The organism is Elioraea rosea, assembly GCF_007644105.1.
Classification (GTDB): Bacteria; Pseudomonadota; Alphaproteobacteria; order Acetobacterales; family Acetobacteraceae; genus Elioraea_A; species Elioraea_A rosea.
The window spans coordinates 1-17,326 of the sequence record NZ_VFAC01000055.1 but is presented as its reverse complement, the minus strand read 5'-3'; the positions used below and the strand labels follow the sequence as shown (position 1 = coordinate 17,326).

General features: G+C 68.5%; 15 protein-coding genes, 2 pseudogenes and 1 riboswitch. Of the genes and pseudogenes, 8 read left to right on the top strand and 9 right to left on the bottom strand.

Annotation, left to right across the window (positions count from 1 at the left end; all coding sequences use genetic code 11):
* Positions 1-139: 139 nt before the first annotated feature.
* A complete protein-coding gene (gene ispH, locus FIF60_RS19970; protein WP_239451729.1) occupies positions 140-1,114 on the bottom strand; it encodes a 4-hydroxy-3-methylbut-2-enyl diphosphate reductase in 975 nt (324 codons plus the stop codon).
* Positions 1,115-1,197: 83 nt separating this feature from the next.
* Between ispH and FIF60_RS19965 the strand changes: the two genes are divergently transcribed.
* The 5 genes from FIF60_RS19965 to gcvP all read left to right on the top strand — a co-directional run bounded on the left by FIF60_RS19965 (position 1,198) and on the right by gcvP (position 6,811).
* The gene (locus FIF60_RS19965) at positions 1,198-1,497 is read left to right on the top strand and encodes a CDGSH iron-sulfur domain-containing protein (protein ID WP_144300051.1); all 300 of its coding nucleotides are present in this window, start codon (positions 1,198-1,200) and stop codon (positions 1,495-1,497) included.
* Positions 1,487-2,053, top strand: coding sequence for a hypothetical protein (locus FIF60_RS19960; RefSeq protein ID WP_144300050.1), 567 nt, complete (start codon positions 1,487-1,489; stop codon positions 2,051-2,053). Before FIF60_RS19965 ends, FIF60_RS19960 begins: the two co-directional genes overlap by 11 nt.
* Before the next feature lie 183 nt (positions 2,054-2,236).
* Positions 2,237-2,353, top strand: a riboswitch (glycine riboswitch).
* 47 nt (positions 2,354-2,400) lie between these two features.
* On the top strand, positions 2,401-3,504 hold the full coding sequence (gene gcvT, locus FIF60_RS19955) for a glycine cleavage system aminomethyltransferase GcvT (RefSeq protein WP_144300049.1): 1,104 nt from the start codon (positions 2,401-2,403) through the stop codon (positions 3,502-3,504).
* Between the two features lie 17 nt (positions 3,505-3,521).
* Positions 3,522-3,896, top strand: coding sequence for a glycine cleavage system protein GcvH (gcvH, locus tag FIF60_RS19950; RefSeq protein WP_144300048.1), 375 nt, complete (start codon positions 3,522-3,524; stop codon positions 3,894-3,896).
* Positions 3,897-3,913: 17 nt separating this feature from the next.
* On the top strand, positions 3,914-6,811 hold the full coding sequence (gcvP, locus tag FIF60_RS19945; RefSeq protein WP_144300047.1) for an aminomethyl-transferring glycine dehydrogenase: 2,898 nt from the start codon (positions 3,914-3,916) through the stop codon (positions 6,809-6,811).
* Between the two features lie 462 nt (positions 6,812-7,273).
* Here gcvP and FIF60_RS19940 read toward each other — a convergent pair whose 3' ends face one another.
* The gene (locus tag FIF60_RS19940) at positions 7,274-8,683 is read right to left on the bottom strand and encodes an O-antigen ligase family protein (protein ID WP_144300046.1); all 1,410 of its coding nucleotides are present in this window, start codon (positions 8,681-8,683) and stop codon (positions 7,274-7,276) included.
* A 179-nt stretch (positions 8,684-8,862) separates the two neighbouring features.
* Positions 8,863-10,023 (bottom strand): OpgC domain-containing protein, encoded by a 1,161-nt coding sequence (gene opgC, locus FIF60_RS19935; RefSeq protein ID WP_144300045.1) that lies wholly within the window; start codon positions 10,021-10,023, stop codon positions 8,863-8,865.
* 432 nt (positions 10,024-10,455) lie between these two features.
* Here opgC (FIF60_RS19935) and opgC (FIF60_RS19930) point away from each other — a divergent pair, with 432 nt between their 5' ends.
* On the top strand, positions 10,456-11,577 hold the full coding sequence (opgC, locus tag FIF60_RS19930; protein WP_158639318.1) for an OpgC domain-containing protein: 1,122 nt from the start codon (positions 10,456-10,458) through the stop codon (positions 11,575-11,577).
* A 258-nt stretch (positions 11,578-11,835) separates the two neighbouring features.
* Positions 11,836-12,066, top strand: a pseudogene (locus tag FIF60_RS22425) (transposase); the annotation flags it as partial.
* A gap of 894 nt (positions 12,067-12,960) precedes the next feature.
* Here FIF60_RS22425 and FIF60_RS19920 read toward each other — a convergent pair.
* The 5 genes from FIF60_RS19920 to FIF60_RS19900 all read right to left on the bottom strand — a co-directional run bounded on the left by FIF60_RS19920 (position 12,961) and on the right by FIF60_RS19900 (position 15,414).
* On the bottom strand, positions 12,961-13,443 hold the full coding sequence (locus FIF60_RS19920) for a F0F1 ATP synthase subunit B family protein (protein ID WP_144300043.1): 483 nt from the start codon (positions 13,441-13,443) through the stop codon (positions 12,961-12,963).
* A gap of 3 nt (positions 13,444-13,446) precedes the next feature.
* The gene (locus tag FIF60_RS19915) at positions 13,447-13,953 is read right to left on the bottom strand and encodes a F0F1 ATP synthase subunit B family protein (protein ID WP_144300042.1); all 507 of its coding nucleotides are present in this window, start codon (positions 13,951-13,953) and stop codon (positions 13,447-13,449) included.
* Positions 13,954-14,030: 77 nt separating this feature from the next.
* A complete protein-coding gene (locus FIF60_RS19910) occupies positions 14,031-14,255 on the bottom strand; it encodes an ATP synthase subunit C family protein (protein ID WP_144300041.1) in 225 nt (74 codons plus the stop codon).
* A gap of 59 nt (positions 14,256-14,314) precedes the next feature.
* Entirely contained in the window at positions 14,315-15,052 is a 738-nt protein-coding gene (locus tag FIF60_RS19905) for a F0F1 ATP synthase subunit A (protein WP_144300053.1), read from the bottom strand.
* A 32-nt stretch (positions 15,053-15,084) separates the two neighbouring features.
* A complete protein-coding gene (locus tag FIF60_RS19900; protein WP_144300040.1) occupies positions 15,085-15,414 on the bottom strand; it encodes an AtpZ/AtpI family protein in 330 nt (109 codons plus the stop codon).
* A 195-nt stretch (positions 15,415-15,609) separates the two neighbouring features.
* Here FIF60_RS19900 and FIF60_RS19895 point away from each other — a divergent pair, with 195 nt between their 5' ends.
* Positions 15,610-16,227, top strand: coding sequence for a matrixin family metalloprotease (locus FIF60_RS19895; protein WP_144300039.1), 618 nt, complete (start codon positions 15,610-15,612; stop codon positions 16,225-16,227).
* Between the two features lie 19 nt (positions 16,228-16,246).
* Here the strand turns inward: FIF60_RS19895 and FIF60_RS19890 are convergent.
* Positions 16,247-17,326: pseudogene (locus FIF60_RS19890) on the bottom strand (chromosome segregation protein SMC); the annotation flags it as partial.

Sequence of the window (17,326 nt, the reverse complement as noted above, 5' to 3'; positions counted from 1 at the left end):
AGGGGCGCCGAGGCCGCCCTCGGCGAGAGCGGTGATGTCGTCTGCCATGGTTCAGAGGTCCAGCGTGTCGGGGTGGAAGAGCTCTTCCGCGGCGAGCGCCTCGTCCGAGACCTCGGTGTAGACGGCCATGGAGAGTGTCTCAGACTGTTGCGAGAGCGGAAGGAAGGCGGAAGACGATGTCCTCCTCCGCAACGCGGACCTCCTCGACCGTGACGGAGAAGCGCGTGCGGAGATGGGCGATCAGTTCGTCGACCAGCGTCTCGGGCGCCGACGCGCCTGCGGTCAGCCCGAGCACGGAGACGCCGTCGAGGCCCGCGAGATCGAGCTCGCGCGCGCGCTGCACCATAACCGAGCGCGGGCAGCCCGAGCGAGAGGCGACCTCGACGAGGCGGAGGGAGTTGGAGCTGTTCGGCGCGCCGATCACCACGACCATGTCCGCGCCTGGCGCGATCGCCTTCACGGCAGCCTGGCGGTTCGTCGTCGCGTAGCAGATGTCCTCGCGCCGCGGACCCTCGATGCCGGGGAAGCGCTCGCGAAGGGCTGCGATGATCTCCGCCGTGTCGTCGACCGACAGCGTCGTCTGCGTGATGTAGGCGAGGTGGGCGGCGGGCGGCACGGCAAGGCTGCGCGCATCCTCCACGTCCTCGACGAGTGTGACGGCGCCGGCAGGCAGCTGACCCATCGTGCCGACCACCTCCGGGTGGCCGGCGTGGCCGATCAGGATCAGGTGACGATCCTGCGCGAAATGCTTCTCCGCCTCGCGATGCACCTTCGTCACCAGCGGGCAGGTTGCGTCGAGCTGGTAGAGGCCGCGCGCCTCGGCATCGGCCGGAACGGATTTCGGCACGCCATGGGCGGAGAACACCACGGGCACGTTCGGCCGATGGTCGCGGGCGGGCACCTCGTCGAGTTCCTCGACGAAGATGGCGCCCTTCGCCTCGAGGCTCTCGACCACGAAGCGGTTGTGCACGATCTCGTGCCGGACATAGACGGGCGGGCCGAACCGCCGCAGCGCCTCCTCGACGATCTTGATCGCGCGGTCGACGCCGGCGCAGAAGCCGCGCGGGCCGGCAAGGCGCACGGTGAGGGGCGGCAAGGCTTGGCTGTCAGGCATCTCGCGCATCGGTTGTTGCCGCTGTTGCGTGGGCTCTCCATAGTGCCGCGCGTATGGCGCGGCGCACAAGCGAGGGCGGACGGATGCTGAGATCGGCGGAGACGGGCCAGGGGGAGGGCGCGCCCGCGCCCCGGTCGCCGGTGGTCGCGCAGGCCGGCCCCTATCCCGTCGAGGTGAAGGCGGGGGAGAAGTATTTCTGGTGCGCCTGCGGCCTCTCCGTCACCCAGCCCTTCTGCGACGGAACCCATGCGGGCACGGGGCTCAAGCCCGTCATCTTTCGGGCCCAGAAGGACGAGACGATCTGGTTCTGCGGCTGCAAGGCGACCGGCGACAAGCCGCTCTGCGACGGCAGCCATGAGCGGGTGGCGGGCGATGCGCGCTAGGGTCCTGGCTTGCGCGGCAGCGGCGCTGCTCGGCGGCTGCCAGTCGCTCGGGCTGACCTCCGGCGGCACCGGCGATGCGCCCAATGTCGCGCGCCCGCTCGTGCAGTGCCCGAATGTCGGCACGCCGGCCGACACGGGCGACGTCGTGCGCTTCAGCAGCCCCGACAGCCGCGACCTGACGGACCTCGTGATCGCCGCGCGGATCACGGCGCTGAATGGCTCCTGCACGCTCGTCAACCGCGAGACGGCCGTGCAGGTCACGATGACCATGGCGGTCGAGGCCACCCGCGGGCCCGCCGCGCCAGGGCGGACCGTGCAGATCCCCTATTTCGTGGCGGTGACCAAGGGCAACCAGGAGATCCTGGACAAGGCCGTGTACGCGCTGACCGCCGAATTCCCAGCCAACACCCAGCGGGTGCGGATGCGCGGCGAGGAGGTTCGGCTGACGCTTCCCGTCAGTGCCGACCAGCCGGCCGGGGCCTACACGGTCTATGTCGGCTTCCAGCTCACCGAGCCCGAGCTTGCCCTGAACCGGAGCCGTGCCGGGCTGCGCTGAGCCAGGGCCGGGCCGGCGCGGCATTGGCCATTCCTTGAGCGCTTGAACCTGCCGCTCCGCTGGGGCACAAGGGGCGGGTTCGAACCCCCCCGTGCGGGAGAGAGCGGGCGCGGCCAGGCCGCACCGCCGCCGAAGGCGCAACCGGCCCCCGGAAACGCTCAGGCACAAAGGACCGCTTCGGGGAGACGAACCTCTGGAAAGCCGACGCACCATGCTCGGGGCGCCGCACCGACGGAGTAAGGGAGGCCGCCGCAGGGCCGGCTGACCGAATCTCTCAGGTCACGGGACAGAGGGGGGTCGCGCAGCCGGCGTCGTGCCGGGCCGTGGCCTTGTCGCTTGGGGGACCCGTGACAGAAGAGCTCAGGACAACACCGCTCGACGCGCTGCACCGTTCGCTCGGCGCACGCATGGTTCCCTTCGCCGGCTACGCCATGCCGGTGCAGTACCCTGCCGGCATCATGGCCGAGCATGCGCAGTGCCGCGACAAGGCCGCGCTGTTCGACGTCAGCCACATGGGCCAGGGCACCCTGCGCGGCGAGGGGGCGGCGGCAGCGCTCGAGGCGCTGACCCCGGGCGACGTGCAGATCCTCAAGCCCGGCCGGCAGAAATACGCCCTGCTCACGGCCGAGGATGGCGGCATCCTCGACGACTTCATGGTCGCCAACCGCGGCGACCATTTCTTCCTCGTCGTCAACGCAGCCTGCAAGGACCAGGATTTCGACCACATCGCCGCGCACCTGCCCGGCGGTGTCACGCTCGAGCGATGGGACGACCGCGCGCTTCTCGCGCTTCAGGGGCCGGCGGCGGAAGCGGTGATGACTCGGCTCGGCGCGGCCGAGGCCGCGGCGCTTCCCTTCATGGGCATCGTCGAGACGAAGGTCGCGGGCATTCCCGTGCTCGCCTCGCGCTCGGGCTATACCGGCGAGGACGGGTTCGAAATCTCCGTCGCGGCCGACAAGGCCGACGCCCTGGCCAAGGCGCTGCTCGCCGATCGGGACGTCGCTCCCGCGGGGCTCGGCGCACGCGACAGCCTTCGTCTCGAGGCCGGATTGTGCCTCTACGGCAACGACATCGACCGCACGACCAGTCCCGTCGAGGCCGGGCTCGTCTGGACCATTGGCAAGCGCCGGCGAAGCGAGTGGACCTTCCTCGGCTCGGCGCGAATCCGTTCCGAGCTCGAGGCGGGGCCGAAGCGGCTTCGCGTCGGCATCCGGCCCGAGGGCCGGGCGCCTGCGCGTGCGCACACGCCGATCGTCGCGACCGACGGCACGGCGCTCGGCGAGGTCACCTCCGGCGGCTTCGGCCCGACGCTCGCCGCCCCCGTCGCGATGGGCTACGTCGCCGTCTCGCACGCGGCCGATGCGACGCCGGTCGAGCTGATGGTGCGGGGCAAGCCGCTGCCGGCCCGCATCGCCCCGATGCCTTTCGTTCCCCACCGCTACAAGCGCTGAGCCAGGAGCCACCCGAGATGAGCGAGCTTCGTTTCTCCAAGGACCATGAGTGGGTGCGCTTCGATGGTGACGTTGTCACCGTCGGCATCTCCGACCATGCGCAGACCGCGCTCGGCGACGTCGTGTTCGTCGAGCTTCCCGAGGTGGGCCGCGAGGTGACCGCGGGCGAGGCCTGCGCGGTGGTCGAAAGCGTGAAGGCTGCCTCCGACATCTACGCGCCGATCGCCGGGCGCATCGTCGAGGTCAATGCCGCGCTGACCGACAACCCGGGTCTCGTGAACGCCGAGCCGACGGGAAGCGGCTGGTTCTTCCGCATCGAGCCGAAGGACCCCGCCGAGCCGGGCACGCTGATGGACGAGACCGCCTACGCCGCCTTCCTCGAGACGCTTTGAGCCGGGACGCCACGACCATGGACGCCTTCGCCGAGTTCGACACGCTTGCCGGCCATGACGGCTTCGTCGCGCGCCACGTCGCGCCTTCCGGAGCTGAACAGGCCACGATGCTCGCCGCCCTCGGCGAGAAGGACCGCAAGGGACTGATCGCGCGCACGGTGCCGCGCACCATCCGCAGCAACGCACCGATGAACCTTCCCCCCGCGCGAAGCGAGGCGGAGGTGATCGCCGAGCTCGCCGAGCTGGCCGCGCAGAACCGGCCCGACATCAAGAGCCTGATCGGCCTCGGCTATCACGGCACGCATGTGCCGCCCGTCATCCTGCGCAACGTTCTCGAGAACCCGGGCTGGTACACCGCCTACACGCCCTACCAGGCGGAGATCGCGCAGGGCCGGCTCGAGGCGCTGCTCAACTACCAGACCGTGATCACCGAGCTCACCGGCCTCGAGATCGCCAATGCCTCGCTTCTCGACGAGGGCACGGCTGCGGCCGAGGCGATGGCGCTCGCGCTGCACGCGCAGAAGGGATCGAGCCGGCTGTTCCTCGTCGCGGAGGATTGCCACCCGCAGACGCTCGCCGTGGTGGAGACGCGCGCGCGCCCGCTCGGCGTCACCGTCCGCCGCGTCGCGTTCGACGCGCTCGCCTCTGCCTCTTCGGAGAAGCCGTTCGGCGTGCTCGTGCAGAACCCCTCTACCACGGGCGCGATCCGCGATCTCGCGCCGGTGATGGCGGCGGCGAAGGAGGCCGGCGCGATGGCGATCGTCGCGGCCGACCTGCTCTCCCTCACCCTGATGAAGCCGCCAGGCGAGATGGGCGCCGATGTCGTCATCGGCTCCTCGCAGCGCTTCGGCGTTCCCTTCGGCTATGGCGGCCCGCATGCGGCGTTCTTCGCGACGAAGGACGCGTATCGCCGGCAGATGCCCGGACGCCTCGTCGGCGTCTCTGTCGATGCCGCGGGGCGGCCTGCGCTGAGGCTCGCGCTGCAGACGCGCGAGCAGCACATCCGCCGCGAGAAGGCGACGTCGAACATCTGCACCGCGCAGGTGCTGCTTGCGGTGATGGCGGGGATGTACGCGGTTTGGCACGGGCCGGAGGGGCTCGTTCGCATCGCGAAGCGCTGCAACCTCGCCGCGCGCCTCTTTGCCGACGCCGCGCGCTCGGCCGGCTTCGCTGTGCGCCACGAGGCGTTCTTCGACACCGTCACGCTCGATTGCGGCGGCAAGGCCGAGGCGGTGATGCAGGCGGCCCTCGCCCGCGGCTTCAACCTCCGCCGCGTGACCGACACCGACATTGCCGTGGCGATGGACGAGACGGTGACGCGCGCCGATCTCGACGCGCTGTTCGCAGCACTTGCGGAAGCCTCCGGCGGTGCGGTGCCGGCGGCGATGCCGCGCGCGCCCTCGAGCATCCCCGCCGCGCTCGCGCGCACGGGTGCATTCCTGCGCCAGTCGGTGTTCAACAGTCACCACGCCGAGCACGAGATGCTGCGCTACCTCAAGCGCCTCGAGGACAAGGACGTGGCGCTGAACCGGAGCATGATCCCGCTCGGGTCCTGCACGATGAAGCTGAACGCAACTGCCGAGATGATCCCGGTCACCTTCCCGGGCTTCGGCAACATCCACCCCTTCGCGCCGGCCGACCAGGCGCAGGGCTACCGCACGATGATCGCGCGGCTCGAGCAGTTCCTCTGTGCCGCGACCGGCTTCGCCGCGATCTCGCTGCAGCCGAATGCCGGCAGCGCTGGCGAGTATGCGGGGCTTCTCGCCATCCGCGCCTGGCACGAGAGCAGGGGCGAGACGCATCGCGACATCTGCCTGATCCCGACCTCGGCGCACGGCACGAACCCAGCCTCTGCCGTGATGGCGGGGTTCCGCGTCGTCGCCGTCGCCTGCGACAAGGACGGCAATGTCGACATCCCCGACCTTCGCGCCAAGGCGGAGGCGAATGCGGAAAAGCTCGCCGCGCTGATGATCACCTATCCCTCGACGCATGGCGTGTTCGAGGAAGGCATCCGCGACATCTGCCAGGTCGTGCATGACCATGGCGGCCAGGTGTACATGGACGGCGCCAACATGAACGCGCAGGTGGGGCTGACGAGCCCCGCGGCGATCGGCGCCGACGTGTGCCACCTCAACCTGCACAAGACGTTCTGCATCCCCCATGGCGGCGGCGGCCCCGGCGTCGGGCCGATCGGCGTCGCCGAGCATCTCGTGCCGTTCCTGCCCAACCACCCGCTCTGCCCCGAGGCGGGGCCTGCCACCGGGCCGGGGCCTGTCGCCTCCGCCCCTTGGGGCAGTGCCGGCATCCTGCCGATCCCCTACGCCTATATCGCGATGATGGGCGAGGAGGGGCTGCGCGAGGCGACGGAAGTCGCGATCCTCAACGCCAACTACATCGCCCAGCGCCTCAGCCCGCACTACCCGATCCTCTACCGCGGGCGGGAAGGGTTCGTGGCGCATGAGTGCATCATCGACTGCCGCGGCTTCCAGGCCACCTCCGGCGTGATGGTAGAGGACATCGCCAAGCGCCTGCAGGACTACGGCTTCCACGCGCCGACCATGTCCTGGCCCGTCGCCGGCACGCTGATGATCGAGCCGACGGAGAGCGAATCGAAGGCCGAGCTCGACCGGTTCTGCGACGCGATGATCGCGATCCGCGCCGAGATCCGCTCCGTCGAGGAGCGGCGCTGGCCGGTGGGCGACAATCCGCTGAAGAACGCACCGCACACGGCCGAGGAGATCGCCGCGGAGGAGTGGACGCACCCCTACTCGCGGACGGTGGCCGCAATGCCGCTGCCCTTCGTCGCGGCTGCGAAATACTGGCCGCCGGTCAAGCGCGTCGACAACGTCTACGGCGACCGCAACCTCGTCTGCACCTGCGAGCCGATGGAGAGCTACGCGCAGGCGGCGGAGTGACCGCTCCCGCACGGATCGTGCCGGTCGCCGCCCCGCATCTTGCGGGTTTGACTACTTGCGCGAGCGCATCGGCAATAATGGATGGCGATGCGGTGGGCGTCCACCTCGGCTCGGGGCGGGAGTTTTGATAGCGTCGGCGCGCCGCGCGCTCGGCGGACTCTCTGTCAGTAGCAGGGCGCCCCCTAACCGTCGACGACGTGGGGCTTGTGGCCGCTGCATCAGCCGACTACCGCCAGCGACACCGCATCGACAGCTTGTTCGGCAAGATCAAGGACTGGCGACGCACCGCCATGCGCTACGATCGATGCGCCCGCACCTTGTTCCCAGTCTTCACACTCGCCGCAAACGTCACATTCTGACTCAGTCAGCGAGTCCTGAGCCTAGGCGACCTGCCGTGGCATGGGCCGAACTTCTGGCCGTTCGCATCGGCGGCTCTGATAGCCGCCGGCACGATCGGCTCGATCATCTCGACGCTGACGGCCTTGCCCCCATCCCGCCCGCTCGACGGGGCCGAGTGAACCGCCGCGCGGTGTCGGCTTCCGTCCGTGCGCGGTCGAATACGAGGGCGAACCAGAACACGCGCACCATCATCGTCAGCGCGATGAGCGTGTTGTCGGTGATCGAGTGGACGGCGAGCACCAGCGCCGCACCACGCACCACCGTCGCCTCGCCAGGTGGCATACGGCGGGTCTCGCGCGCGATCCAGACGACAAAGCCGAGAAAGATCAGCACCACGCCGACGACGCCGACATCGACGGCAAGGCGCAGATACTCGTTGTGCGCCGCGTTCGTGCCGAGCAGCGCCACCTGCTCCATGTCCACCGCGAAGCGCCCCGCCCCGATGCCGTAGCCGAACCATGGGCTCAACGCGATCACGTCGATGAACAGGTCCCAGATCACGTCGCGGCCGGAGAACTGAAACCCCGCTTGCCCAGTCGCGGTCGTAAAGCTGCGGTCGATGATCTGCGGCCCGAAGATCGCCGCGCCTACGAGCACGATGGGCACGGCCATGCCGGCGAGCCGCAGCTTGTGCCCGAAGCGGAAATGTGTCGTGCGTGCGAGCAGCAGCACGCCGAGTCCGAACAGTGTCATGAGCAGCAGCGGCACGCGCGCGCCGGAGCCGACGAGGATGATAGCATTGATGCCGAGCCAGAGGATCATCCGCGTGTCACCGCGCACGAGCTCAAGCGTGGCAGCGGCGATGGCGACGCTCGACAGTCCCGCGAGATTGGCGGGATGCAGCATGCCGTCGAGCCGCCCGCCACCAATCGGCCCGTTGCCGATGCCGATCGCCATGAGCGCGATAGACGCCACGACGGAGGCAAGCGGGCCTGCCAGCACGGTCAAGAGGAAGGCGCGGTCGAACTTCCGGTCATAGCGCGCGCTGATGAAGGCGAAGGGCGCGATCGAGCCGATCAGGCTGCGGATCGTCTCGCCAAACGTGACCTGAGGAAGTGTGCTTCCGAAGGCGGCGGCGAGCGCCCCTGCGACGAGGAAGCCAACCAGGGGCCCGTTGAACTGCCGTGAGAGGCCATGCCGCAGCCCGGACATCGCCGCCGCGCCAATCCCCGCGAGCTTGGTCAGGGCAATCGCCTGGTTTGCGGCGATGGGCAGAAGCGCGGTCGGCCCCAGCGGGTTGATGGCGATGGTGCCAAATACGGCAAGCGAGGGCTGCACATAGCAGGCAATGCCGATGGGAATCAGCAGGAGCGCCGGGAAGAGCCGCACGAAGCTCGTTGGCATGAGCCAGGCGTAGGCAAGTAGGCCCATCGCGCCGAGGATTCCGGTGACGATGATCGCGCGCGTGCCGAAGGCGGCGGGCTCCGCCACCTCGCTCCGCCGCAGGGTTTCGTCAGGCGCCACGCCCGTCACGCCGACCTCTCCCACCCTTCAGGAATGACACCACCCGGGCGCAGCATCGCACGTCCCGCTTGCCCGGACGTGAACGGTCCGTGTTTAGGGCCCGAAGCGGAAGGGCGCAACCGTGCCGCGCGTCCCCCACGGCGTAACGCGCCGCATCCGTCAACAGGATGCAGCAGGCGCCCTGCCCCTTAGCTGACGTACTCGAGTGGCGGAACCAGCAGGATGTAGACCACGAGCCCGGCCACGAGCGCGATGGCATAGGCCGCGAGATCGCCGCCGAGGGTGAGGAAGGCGAAGGCCATCAGGAGCGATAGCACGACACCGGCACAGAACATCTCGAGACTCATCGCCCCGGCACGCCCCACGAGGCCCGCGAGCCCCGGCAGGGCGCGAGAGAACCAGCTGACGGCGAGCATGAACAGCGGCACGAAAGCCACGAAGTTCCCGGCACGCAGCGGCGCAAAGGCGCCCTTGTGCCAGAAGGGGCGGGCTGCGTCCGCGAGCCAGGGAGACACCCTGAGCCCCGTCCTCAGCGCGAAGAAGGCAAGGCAGATCGAGACCAGCAGCATAAGGGGCCGGCGCGAAAGCCCGGTGGCCAGCGTATCGAACCCGCGCTGCATGCCGAGGAACACGCCCATCGCGAACAGGGCCTGCCACGCGAACGGGTTGAAGGAACCGACGCCCGCCCAGTTGCGGGTCAAGTGCAGCGGCCCGAACTGCACCAGAAGCCAGACGGACGCTGACGCGACCGCCATCCAGGCCGCATTCGTACGGAACCCCCAGATGAACAGCGGCGTCGTCGCGAAGAGCAGAAGGTAGAGGGCGAGGATGTTGATGAAGAGGGTGGAGTGCTCGAGCGTCGCGATCGCCGCCAGCGCAGCCCGCCCATTCTCCTCGAAGGGCAGCAGGTCCAGCCCCGCGAGGATCGCGCGATCGGAGAAGAGGGGCCAGGACAGGGCCACCGCAAACGCCACGGTGAACAGGATCGCGCGGAAGATCTGCCAGATACGCCGCGCGGTCTGGCGGATCACGGCTCCGTAGCCGTCCCGGATCGCACGCTGTCCATCGGACAGGCCGTTCACGTACCCGGAGAAGAAGACGAACAGTTCCGCCTCGTCGACGAACTGGAAATCCGACAGGTAGGGCGCGCGCAACCCGCCAAGATCGCCGATGGCGATGGCGATCAGCGTGAAATGCGGGATCAGGATGCCGATGAGCGCGAGGCCGCGCGCAACGTCGATCAGCGCGTTGCGCTCGGCCGGACGGGCGGCGCAGCGTGCGAGGAACGCGCCCTGCGACAAAGCGATCGGCGCGCGGCGGGGATCAGCGCCGGCCGTGATTGACGTCATGGGTTTCGCTCGCAGGGCTCGCAATGCCTTCTCACGAAAGACAGAGCGCCGTTGGGCCGTCCACTAACCAAGAAGCGTTGCGGGGCCTCGATGGCCACGCGGGGGTTGCGCTAATTGGTACCATACACTCAGGAATTGAACTTCGATCAATAAAACGGGGCTCCATGTCACCTCTCGATACAATGGCATGACGCGGACCGGAACCACGTCTTTCAGGGTACGAGCCCCGCCGTGACATAGAAGCGTGACCGTGCGGCCTGGTTTCTTGACTTTTTCTGCATTCGCGCCGAGGAGGCTGGCGCAGGCGCTCGTCGGCTTTGTATTGATCCATGAAGCGGCAGCCCCGCTGAGCGCCGCCCCACCGCCCGTCCTTCAGGAAATGCCGTCCCGGCCATGCCCATTGCCACCATTGCAGACCCGGCCTCCGGTCGCATGACAGCGCCCGAAGCTGCTCCATCGCCGCAGCCGAGGGCGAGGCGGCGCTATCCGGAGATCGATGCGATCCGGGGCATCGCGATGGTGACCATCGCTCTCAACCATTATGGGTTGCTCGTCAACGCGATGGGGGGCTACGCCTACCGCGGGTTCACGCCGACGCTGTTCGGTTTTTCCTCGGCGGCGGAGCTGTTCGTCCTGGTCGCGGGGCTCAGCCTCGGTCTCGCCGGCACCGCCATCCGGGAACGGTCGGGCACCGGCGGGCTTGTGCGATGGGCGTGGCGTCGGGCGGCAATCCTGTGGGCTGCCAACCTCGCGCTCCTGTTGTCCATCGTCGCCCTTGCCGCCGTGCTCGAGGAGGGCTGGCGGGAACGGCTTCTCGCGCAGATCGGCATCGGGAACGAGCCGGTGCGGATGCTGCGCGATATCGTCGCCACCGCGCTACTGCAGCGAAGCCCGCAGTTCCTCGACATCCTCCAGATGTACACGGTGTTCCTCGCCATCGCGCCGCTCCTGATCCTCGCGGCAGTCGCCGCGCCGCGCGGCGCGCTTCTCGCAAGCCTGGGCGTCTGGTCCCTGGTCCAGAGCCCTGTCTACGCCGAAGCGATCGGCCCATCCCTTCCAGCCGTGATCAGCGGTGTGAATTTCGACCTGCTCGCCTGGCAGGCCCTCATCGTCCTCGGCATCATCCTGGCTGCGCCCGCAATGCTTGAGCGGTTCTCCGTCCCCAAGGTCGTGACCGCTGCTCTCGCCCTCGCGCTCATCGCATCCGCCGTCTGGGTGGTGCTCGCCGCAAAGGGTCATATTCCCCCAGCGCCGATGATCGGAAAACCGAACCTCGGGCCCCTCAGGCTCCTGCATGCACTTGCCTACATGGCGTTCCTGTGGGGGCTGGTCTCCGCGACACGCGAGTCCCTGGCATGGCTGTGGCGGCCCTTCTCGGCGATCGGCCGCCAGGCCTTGCCGGTGTTCTGCATCTCAACCTGGCTCGCCGTCGCCCTTGCCACGATGATCGTGACGCTCGACCGCGAGGGGTCGTTCTACGTCGCGTACGCGGCGCTGCCGGTTCTCACGTGGCTCGCCGCCCGTGCCTGGAGCCGGGCCTTCGCGCAGCGGTGAGCGGCCGCTCCCTGTCAATCGTGCTGAGCAGTGCTTTGGCCTCCCGCTAGCGCCCATCAAGTAAGGGCGGCGGCGGCAGGCGCAAACGGTACGGACAGGGTGTGGGTTGTATCGTGGGAACGTTTCAGCGCGCTGTCTCCGCATCGAGAGGCACGGGAGCCCGCTTCCTTACTGATTGATGGTTTGGAGCGACGCGGGTAGGTGTGATTTTGGGTATGTCGGCGGTGCTGCGACGGCCACCCGACACCGCCGTTCGTTCTGACGCTCGCTCAGAAGCGCCGCCTGTTGCCGTAGTTTCCGCCTTCGCACGGGATCCCGCGGGTGGACGATCGCCGCGTGTTGAGCGGCATCATCTACGTGGTCGGTCACGGCCTGCAGTGGCGCAAGGCGCCTGCGGCCTACGGCCCGCACAAGACGCTCTGCAACCGTTTCGTCCGATGGAGCCGGATGGGCGTATTCGCCCGGTTCTTCGCGGCGCTGGCCGCCGAGGGCGCCCCGCCAGCACCGCTGATGATCGATGCTCCCACCTCAAGGCGCATCGCACTGCCGCCGGCCTCCTCAAAAAAGGGGCTTGTCGCCGCTGCATCAGCCCACTACCGCCAGCGCCACCGCATCGACAACTTGTTCGGCAAGATCAAGGACTGGCGACGCACCGCCATGCGCTACGACCGATGCGCCCACACCTTGTTCCCAGTCTTCACACTCGCCGCAAACCTACATTCTGACTCAATCAGCGAGTCCTGAGCCTAGACTCGGGACTCGTTGATGGTTTGGAATGACGCGGGCGATGCTATACTGAGAGTAGTTCAGGCGTTGCCATGTCGAAACTGCCGCCTGCTTGATCCCGGTTTTGGTGTTGCATTTGTTGCCGGCATGGGGGACGCGCTTGGAACGCGCTATGGGCGAGGTTCTTCACGGGAGCGCCCGCACGACGGGTGCTGTCTGTTTATGCGATCCACCTTAGTCAAGCGAACCTGAGGGTTGGCGAAACGCGACGGTATCGATCTAGAACTGTTGCTAGGTGCGCACTCCGCTACGCCAACTTCCTGCTATATGACATAAATGTTCGGAATGCGCTGCCGCGAACATGGGATCAAGCAACATTTAACCAAGGTCCACCGTCACTTGTCCTACGGTCAGGACATGCGGATGAACCGCACCAGGCTGCACGCCACAATCAAACATTTATCCTGCCACAGCAACGCCCAGTTGCGACGACACCTCGATGAATGCGTCGCCATCTATAACTTCGGCGACGTCTCAAGCGCCTGCGCGGCCTCACACCCTACGAATTCATCTGGAGAACGTCGGCAGACGAAACCCAGCACTTCAAGGCAAATCCGCCCTAACAAATGCTAGGGGTGATCACCGAACTAAGCTCCGTCAGTGCAGCTTCTGCGGGATGTCGGCGATCGCCGCATCGACGAGGGCGGCGTGGCCGTCCTGCGTCAGCCCCTTGGCGATGAGGTCGCGCGCGGCCGCCACGGCGACATCGGCAGCCGCGGCACGCACGGCTGCGGATGCTTCCACCTCGGCCGCGGCGATACGGTCGAGCGCCATGCGCTCGCGGCGCTTGAGTGCGGCGTCGAGATCGGCGCGGGCCTGCTCGCCGATGCGCGTCGCCTCGTCCTTGGCGTGCATCAGCAGCGCGGCGGCCTCAGCCTCCGCCTCCGCGCGGGCGGCCTCGGCACGCTTCAGCATCGCCTCCGCCTCGGCGCGCAGGCGCCTCGCCTCCTCGATCTCGGCGCGGATCTTCTCGCCGCGTGCGTCGAGCGCCTTGGCGAGCCGCATGACCAGCGGCTTCCACGCGACGATGACGAAGAGAACGAAGGAAACGCCAACCCAGAACTTCGGATCGGAGAGCATGGCTCAGCGCCCCTTTCCAGAGGAAGCGATCGCGGCATCGACCGCGGCAACGACGGCGCCGGGCTCCGGCGTCGTGCCGGTGAGCTTCGCCGTCGCCTCTGCCGCGGCTTCGGCAGCGATCGAGCGGATGGCACCGAGCGCCTGGGTCTTGGCCGCCTCGATGCGTGCCTCCGCTGCGGCAAGGTCGGCCGCGAGACGCTCGCCGAGGCTCGCCTCAGCCTTCGCCGCCTCCGCCTTGGCGGCATCCACCGCCTGGCGAAGGGCGGCCTGGGCCTCGGCCCGTGCCTTCGCTGCCGCCTTCTCCTGCGCGGCGATGGCGGCATCGGCCTCCGCCTTCAGCGCCCGTGCCGCCTCGAGATCGGCCGCGATCGCCGCCTCGCGGTCGGCCAGCACCTGGGCGACAGGCGGCAGCGCGACCTTCGAGATCAGCACGTAGAGCGCGCCGAAGATCACCAGGAGCCAGAGCACCTGGGTGAGGATCAGCGGGTTGGCGAATTCGAGCTGCGGCATCCTGGCCTCCACGCCTCGGTTCCGCCCCGGCGCCGCTCGCGCGGGGCCGTGGGGCGGAACGGGTCAGGCGGTCCTGATCAGGCGAACAGGATGAGGAAGGCGATCAGCAGCGCGAACAGCGCGACCGCTTCCGTAAGCGCGAAGCCAAGAATGCCGATCGGGAACACCGCGTCGCGGGCGGCAGGGTTGCGCGCCACAGAGCTGATCAGCGACGAGAAGATGTTGCCGATGCCAAGGCCGACGCCGAAGAGGGCGATGACGGCAATGCCGGCCCCGAGGGCCTTCGCGGCTTCGACTTCCATGAGGGTATCCCTTTCCTAGTGACGGTGGTCGTTGCGGGTGTTGCTGACGCGCCTTCCGGTCAGTGCAGGTGAACGGCGTCGTGCAGGTAGATGCAGGTGAGGATCGCGAACACGTAGGCCTGGAGGAACGCGACGAGGAACTCGAAGCCGACAAGCGCGACGTTCAGCGCAAGCGGCGCGGCCGCGCCGATGATGCCGATGACGCCGAGCGAGCCGAGCAGCACCACGAAGGTCGCGAACACCTTCAGCATCACGTGGCCGGCGACCATGTTGGCGAAGAGACGCACCGAGAGGCTCACCACGCGGGAGAGGTAGGAGATGATCTCGACCGGGATGATGATCGGCGCGAGCGCGATCGGCGCGCCCTCAGGGAAGAAGTAGCTGAAGAACTTCGTGCCGTGGATCGCGAGCGCTACGGCGGTGACGAGGATGAACACCACGAGCGCGAGGGTGAACGTCACCGCGATGTGGCTCGTGAAGGTGAAGGCGTAGGGCAGCATGCCGAGCAGGTTGCCGAACAGCACGAACATGAACAGCGTGAACACGAAGGGGAAGAACTTGCGCCCTTCGCGCCCGACCTGCTCGTCGACCATGTTGTAGATGAACTCGTAGGAGACCTCGGCGAGGCTCTGCAGCCGGCCCGGAACGCGGGCGCGCTTCTGCATGCCAAGCACCATCAGCGCCGAGATCGCGACGCCGCCGATGAGCATGTAGAGATTGCTGTTGGTGAATCCGGCCGCGACGTGGGTGAGCTCGAACTGGCTCAGCGCATCGATCGTCTTGCCTTCAACCGCCATCATGTCCCCCGGCTGCCAGCCGCCGCCTCGCGTCAGGCAGCGGGCGGAGTGCCCAGATCCTTCTTCCCTCGCCGCCCCAGCATGAGCCGGTAGACATTCACGATGCCCGCGGCGCCACCGAGGAACACACCGGCCACGAGGAAGAGAGGACGGGTGCCGGCCCACCAGTCGGCAGCGAGCCCGAGCCCGACGCCGACGGCAAGTGCGGAAGCCACCTCGAGGCCGGCACGCAGGCCGACGCCCCAGGGGCTCACCGGACGATCCGTGTCCGCCTTGGGCTCGTCGAGCCCCTGCCGCTTGCGCGCTGCCGCCAGACGCGCCTCGAAAGACGCGTCCCTGCCGGCTTTGCCCGGATCATCCAACCCTTGTCCCTCCCCTGGACAGCGTGCCGCCCGGAAGGCGCGCGCTACCTAGCCGCCGGGCAGGGGGGTGTCAAGAAACCGCGTGCTGCGATGCGGCGCAAATCCGCTCCCGAGGCGGCGGTGTGCGCTGGCGCAACCCACCCTGCAGCGCCCCTGCGCTAGCAGGTCGGGCAGGCGTCAGGAAGGGGCAAGGCCATGGCGATGCCGCTGACCATCCATCTCGAGCTCTCGGAGCTCGCGACCATCGAGACCGTGAAGCAGCACGCAGCGAGCGGCCTGATCGGGCGGGGCGACCCGATCTCGGCGGATGCGAATCGGGCCGCCAAGATCGTCGAGATCGTCCGGTCCCTTTTCCTGCCGCTCGGCGAGGCAGTGACGATCAGGCTGGGCGACGGAACGGGAAGCGACCGGTTTCTCAAGGCCGATTTCGCCTGGAACGGCGACCCCGACATAGGCGGCGTGTCGGCCCAGGGCCTCGGCCGCACCAAGCTGGGCAAGTTCAACCGGCGCGCCGTCGACCAGAACAGGCCGGTGACGGGCTACATCTTCGAAGGCGCGATCGGGGGCTGGATCGTCGACCTACTCGGCGCGACGGTGATCCGGGCGAACAACGTGTTCGCCACCTTCATCGCCCACGAGCTCGGCCACCAGCTCGGCCTCGGCCACGAGGCGGCGAAGGACAACATCATGTTCGTCTGGGCGGACATGCCTGTCGCCGACAGGCAGCAATACCTGCGCCTCGCCAACGACGTGAAGCTCGCGTTCACGGAGAAGCAGGTCGCGGCGATGAAGGCGACGATCGCCGCGCCCTGAGAGGGGCTCCTCCGCCCCGCTACTCCGCAGCCATCGGCGGTGCGGCGAAGTCCTCCGCCACGGTGAGGTCCACCGAGACGAGGCGGGAGACGCCGCGCTCGGGCATCGTCACGCCGTAGAGGCGGTCCATCCGCGCCATCGTCAGGCGGTGGTGGGTGACGACGAGGAAGCGCGTGCCGGTCTCCTTCGCGATGTCCTCGAGCATCGTGCAGAAGCGGTTCACGTTCGCGTCGTCGAGCGGCGCGTCCACCTCGTCGAGCACGCAGATCGGCGCGGGGTTCGTGAGGAACACGGCGAAGATGAGCGAGAGCGCCGTCAGCGCCTGCTCGCCGCCCGAAAGCAGGCTGAGCGTGGTGAGCTTCTTGCCAGGCGGCGAGGCCATGATCTCGAGCCCGGCCTCGAGCGGGTCGTCGCTGTCGATCATCTTCAGATGCGCCGTGCCGCCGCCGAAGAGGCGCGTGAACAGCTCCTGGAAATGGCGGTCGACTTCGGCAAAGCAGGCCATCAGCCTCTCGCGCCCCTCGCGATTCAACGCACCGATCGCGCCGCGAAGCTTGGCGATGGCGGCGGTGAGGTCGTCACGCTCGGCATTCAGCGTGGCGATGCGCTGCTCCACCTCCTCGGCCTCGCGGTCGGCAGCGAGGTTGACGGGGCCCATCTGGTCGCGCTCGCGGGCGAGACGCTCGAGCTTCCGTGCCGCCTCCGCCTCCGTCTGGGCATGCGGCTCGGGCACCGCGACGTCGCGCAGGAGCTGCTCCGGCGTGGTGTTGAGCCGCTCGGCCACCGCTTGAGCGAGGTCGGTCGCCGAGGCTTCGGCCTGCGCAACCGCACCTTCTGCGCGCACGCGGCTCTCCCGCGAAGCGGCAAGCCCGTGCTCGGCCTCGCGGGCCGCGCGGCTCGAGGCCTGCGCCTCCTGCTCGGCGCGGTTGAGCGACTCGGCCGTCGCAGTGCGGGCCGTCTCGGCTTCCGTGAGGACCGTCAGGGCCTCGCCGCGCGCGACGGCAAGCCGCCCAGGCGCATCGGCAAGCGCGGCGGCCTCCGCCTCCGCCTCCGTCCGGCGCGCCGCGAGCTCCTGTCCGCGCGTGCCGGCACCGGAGGC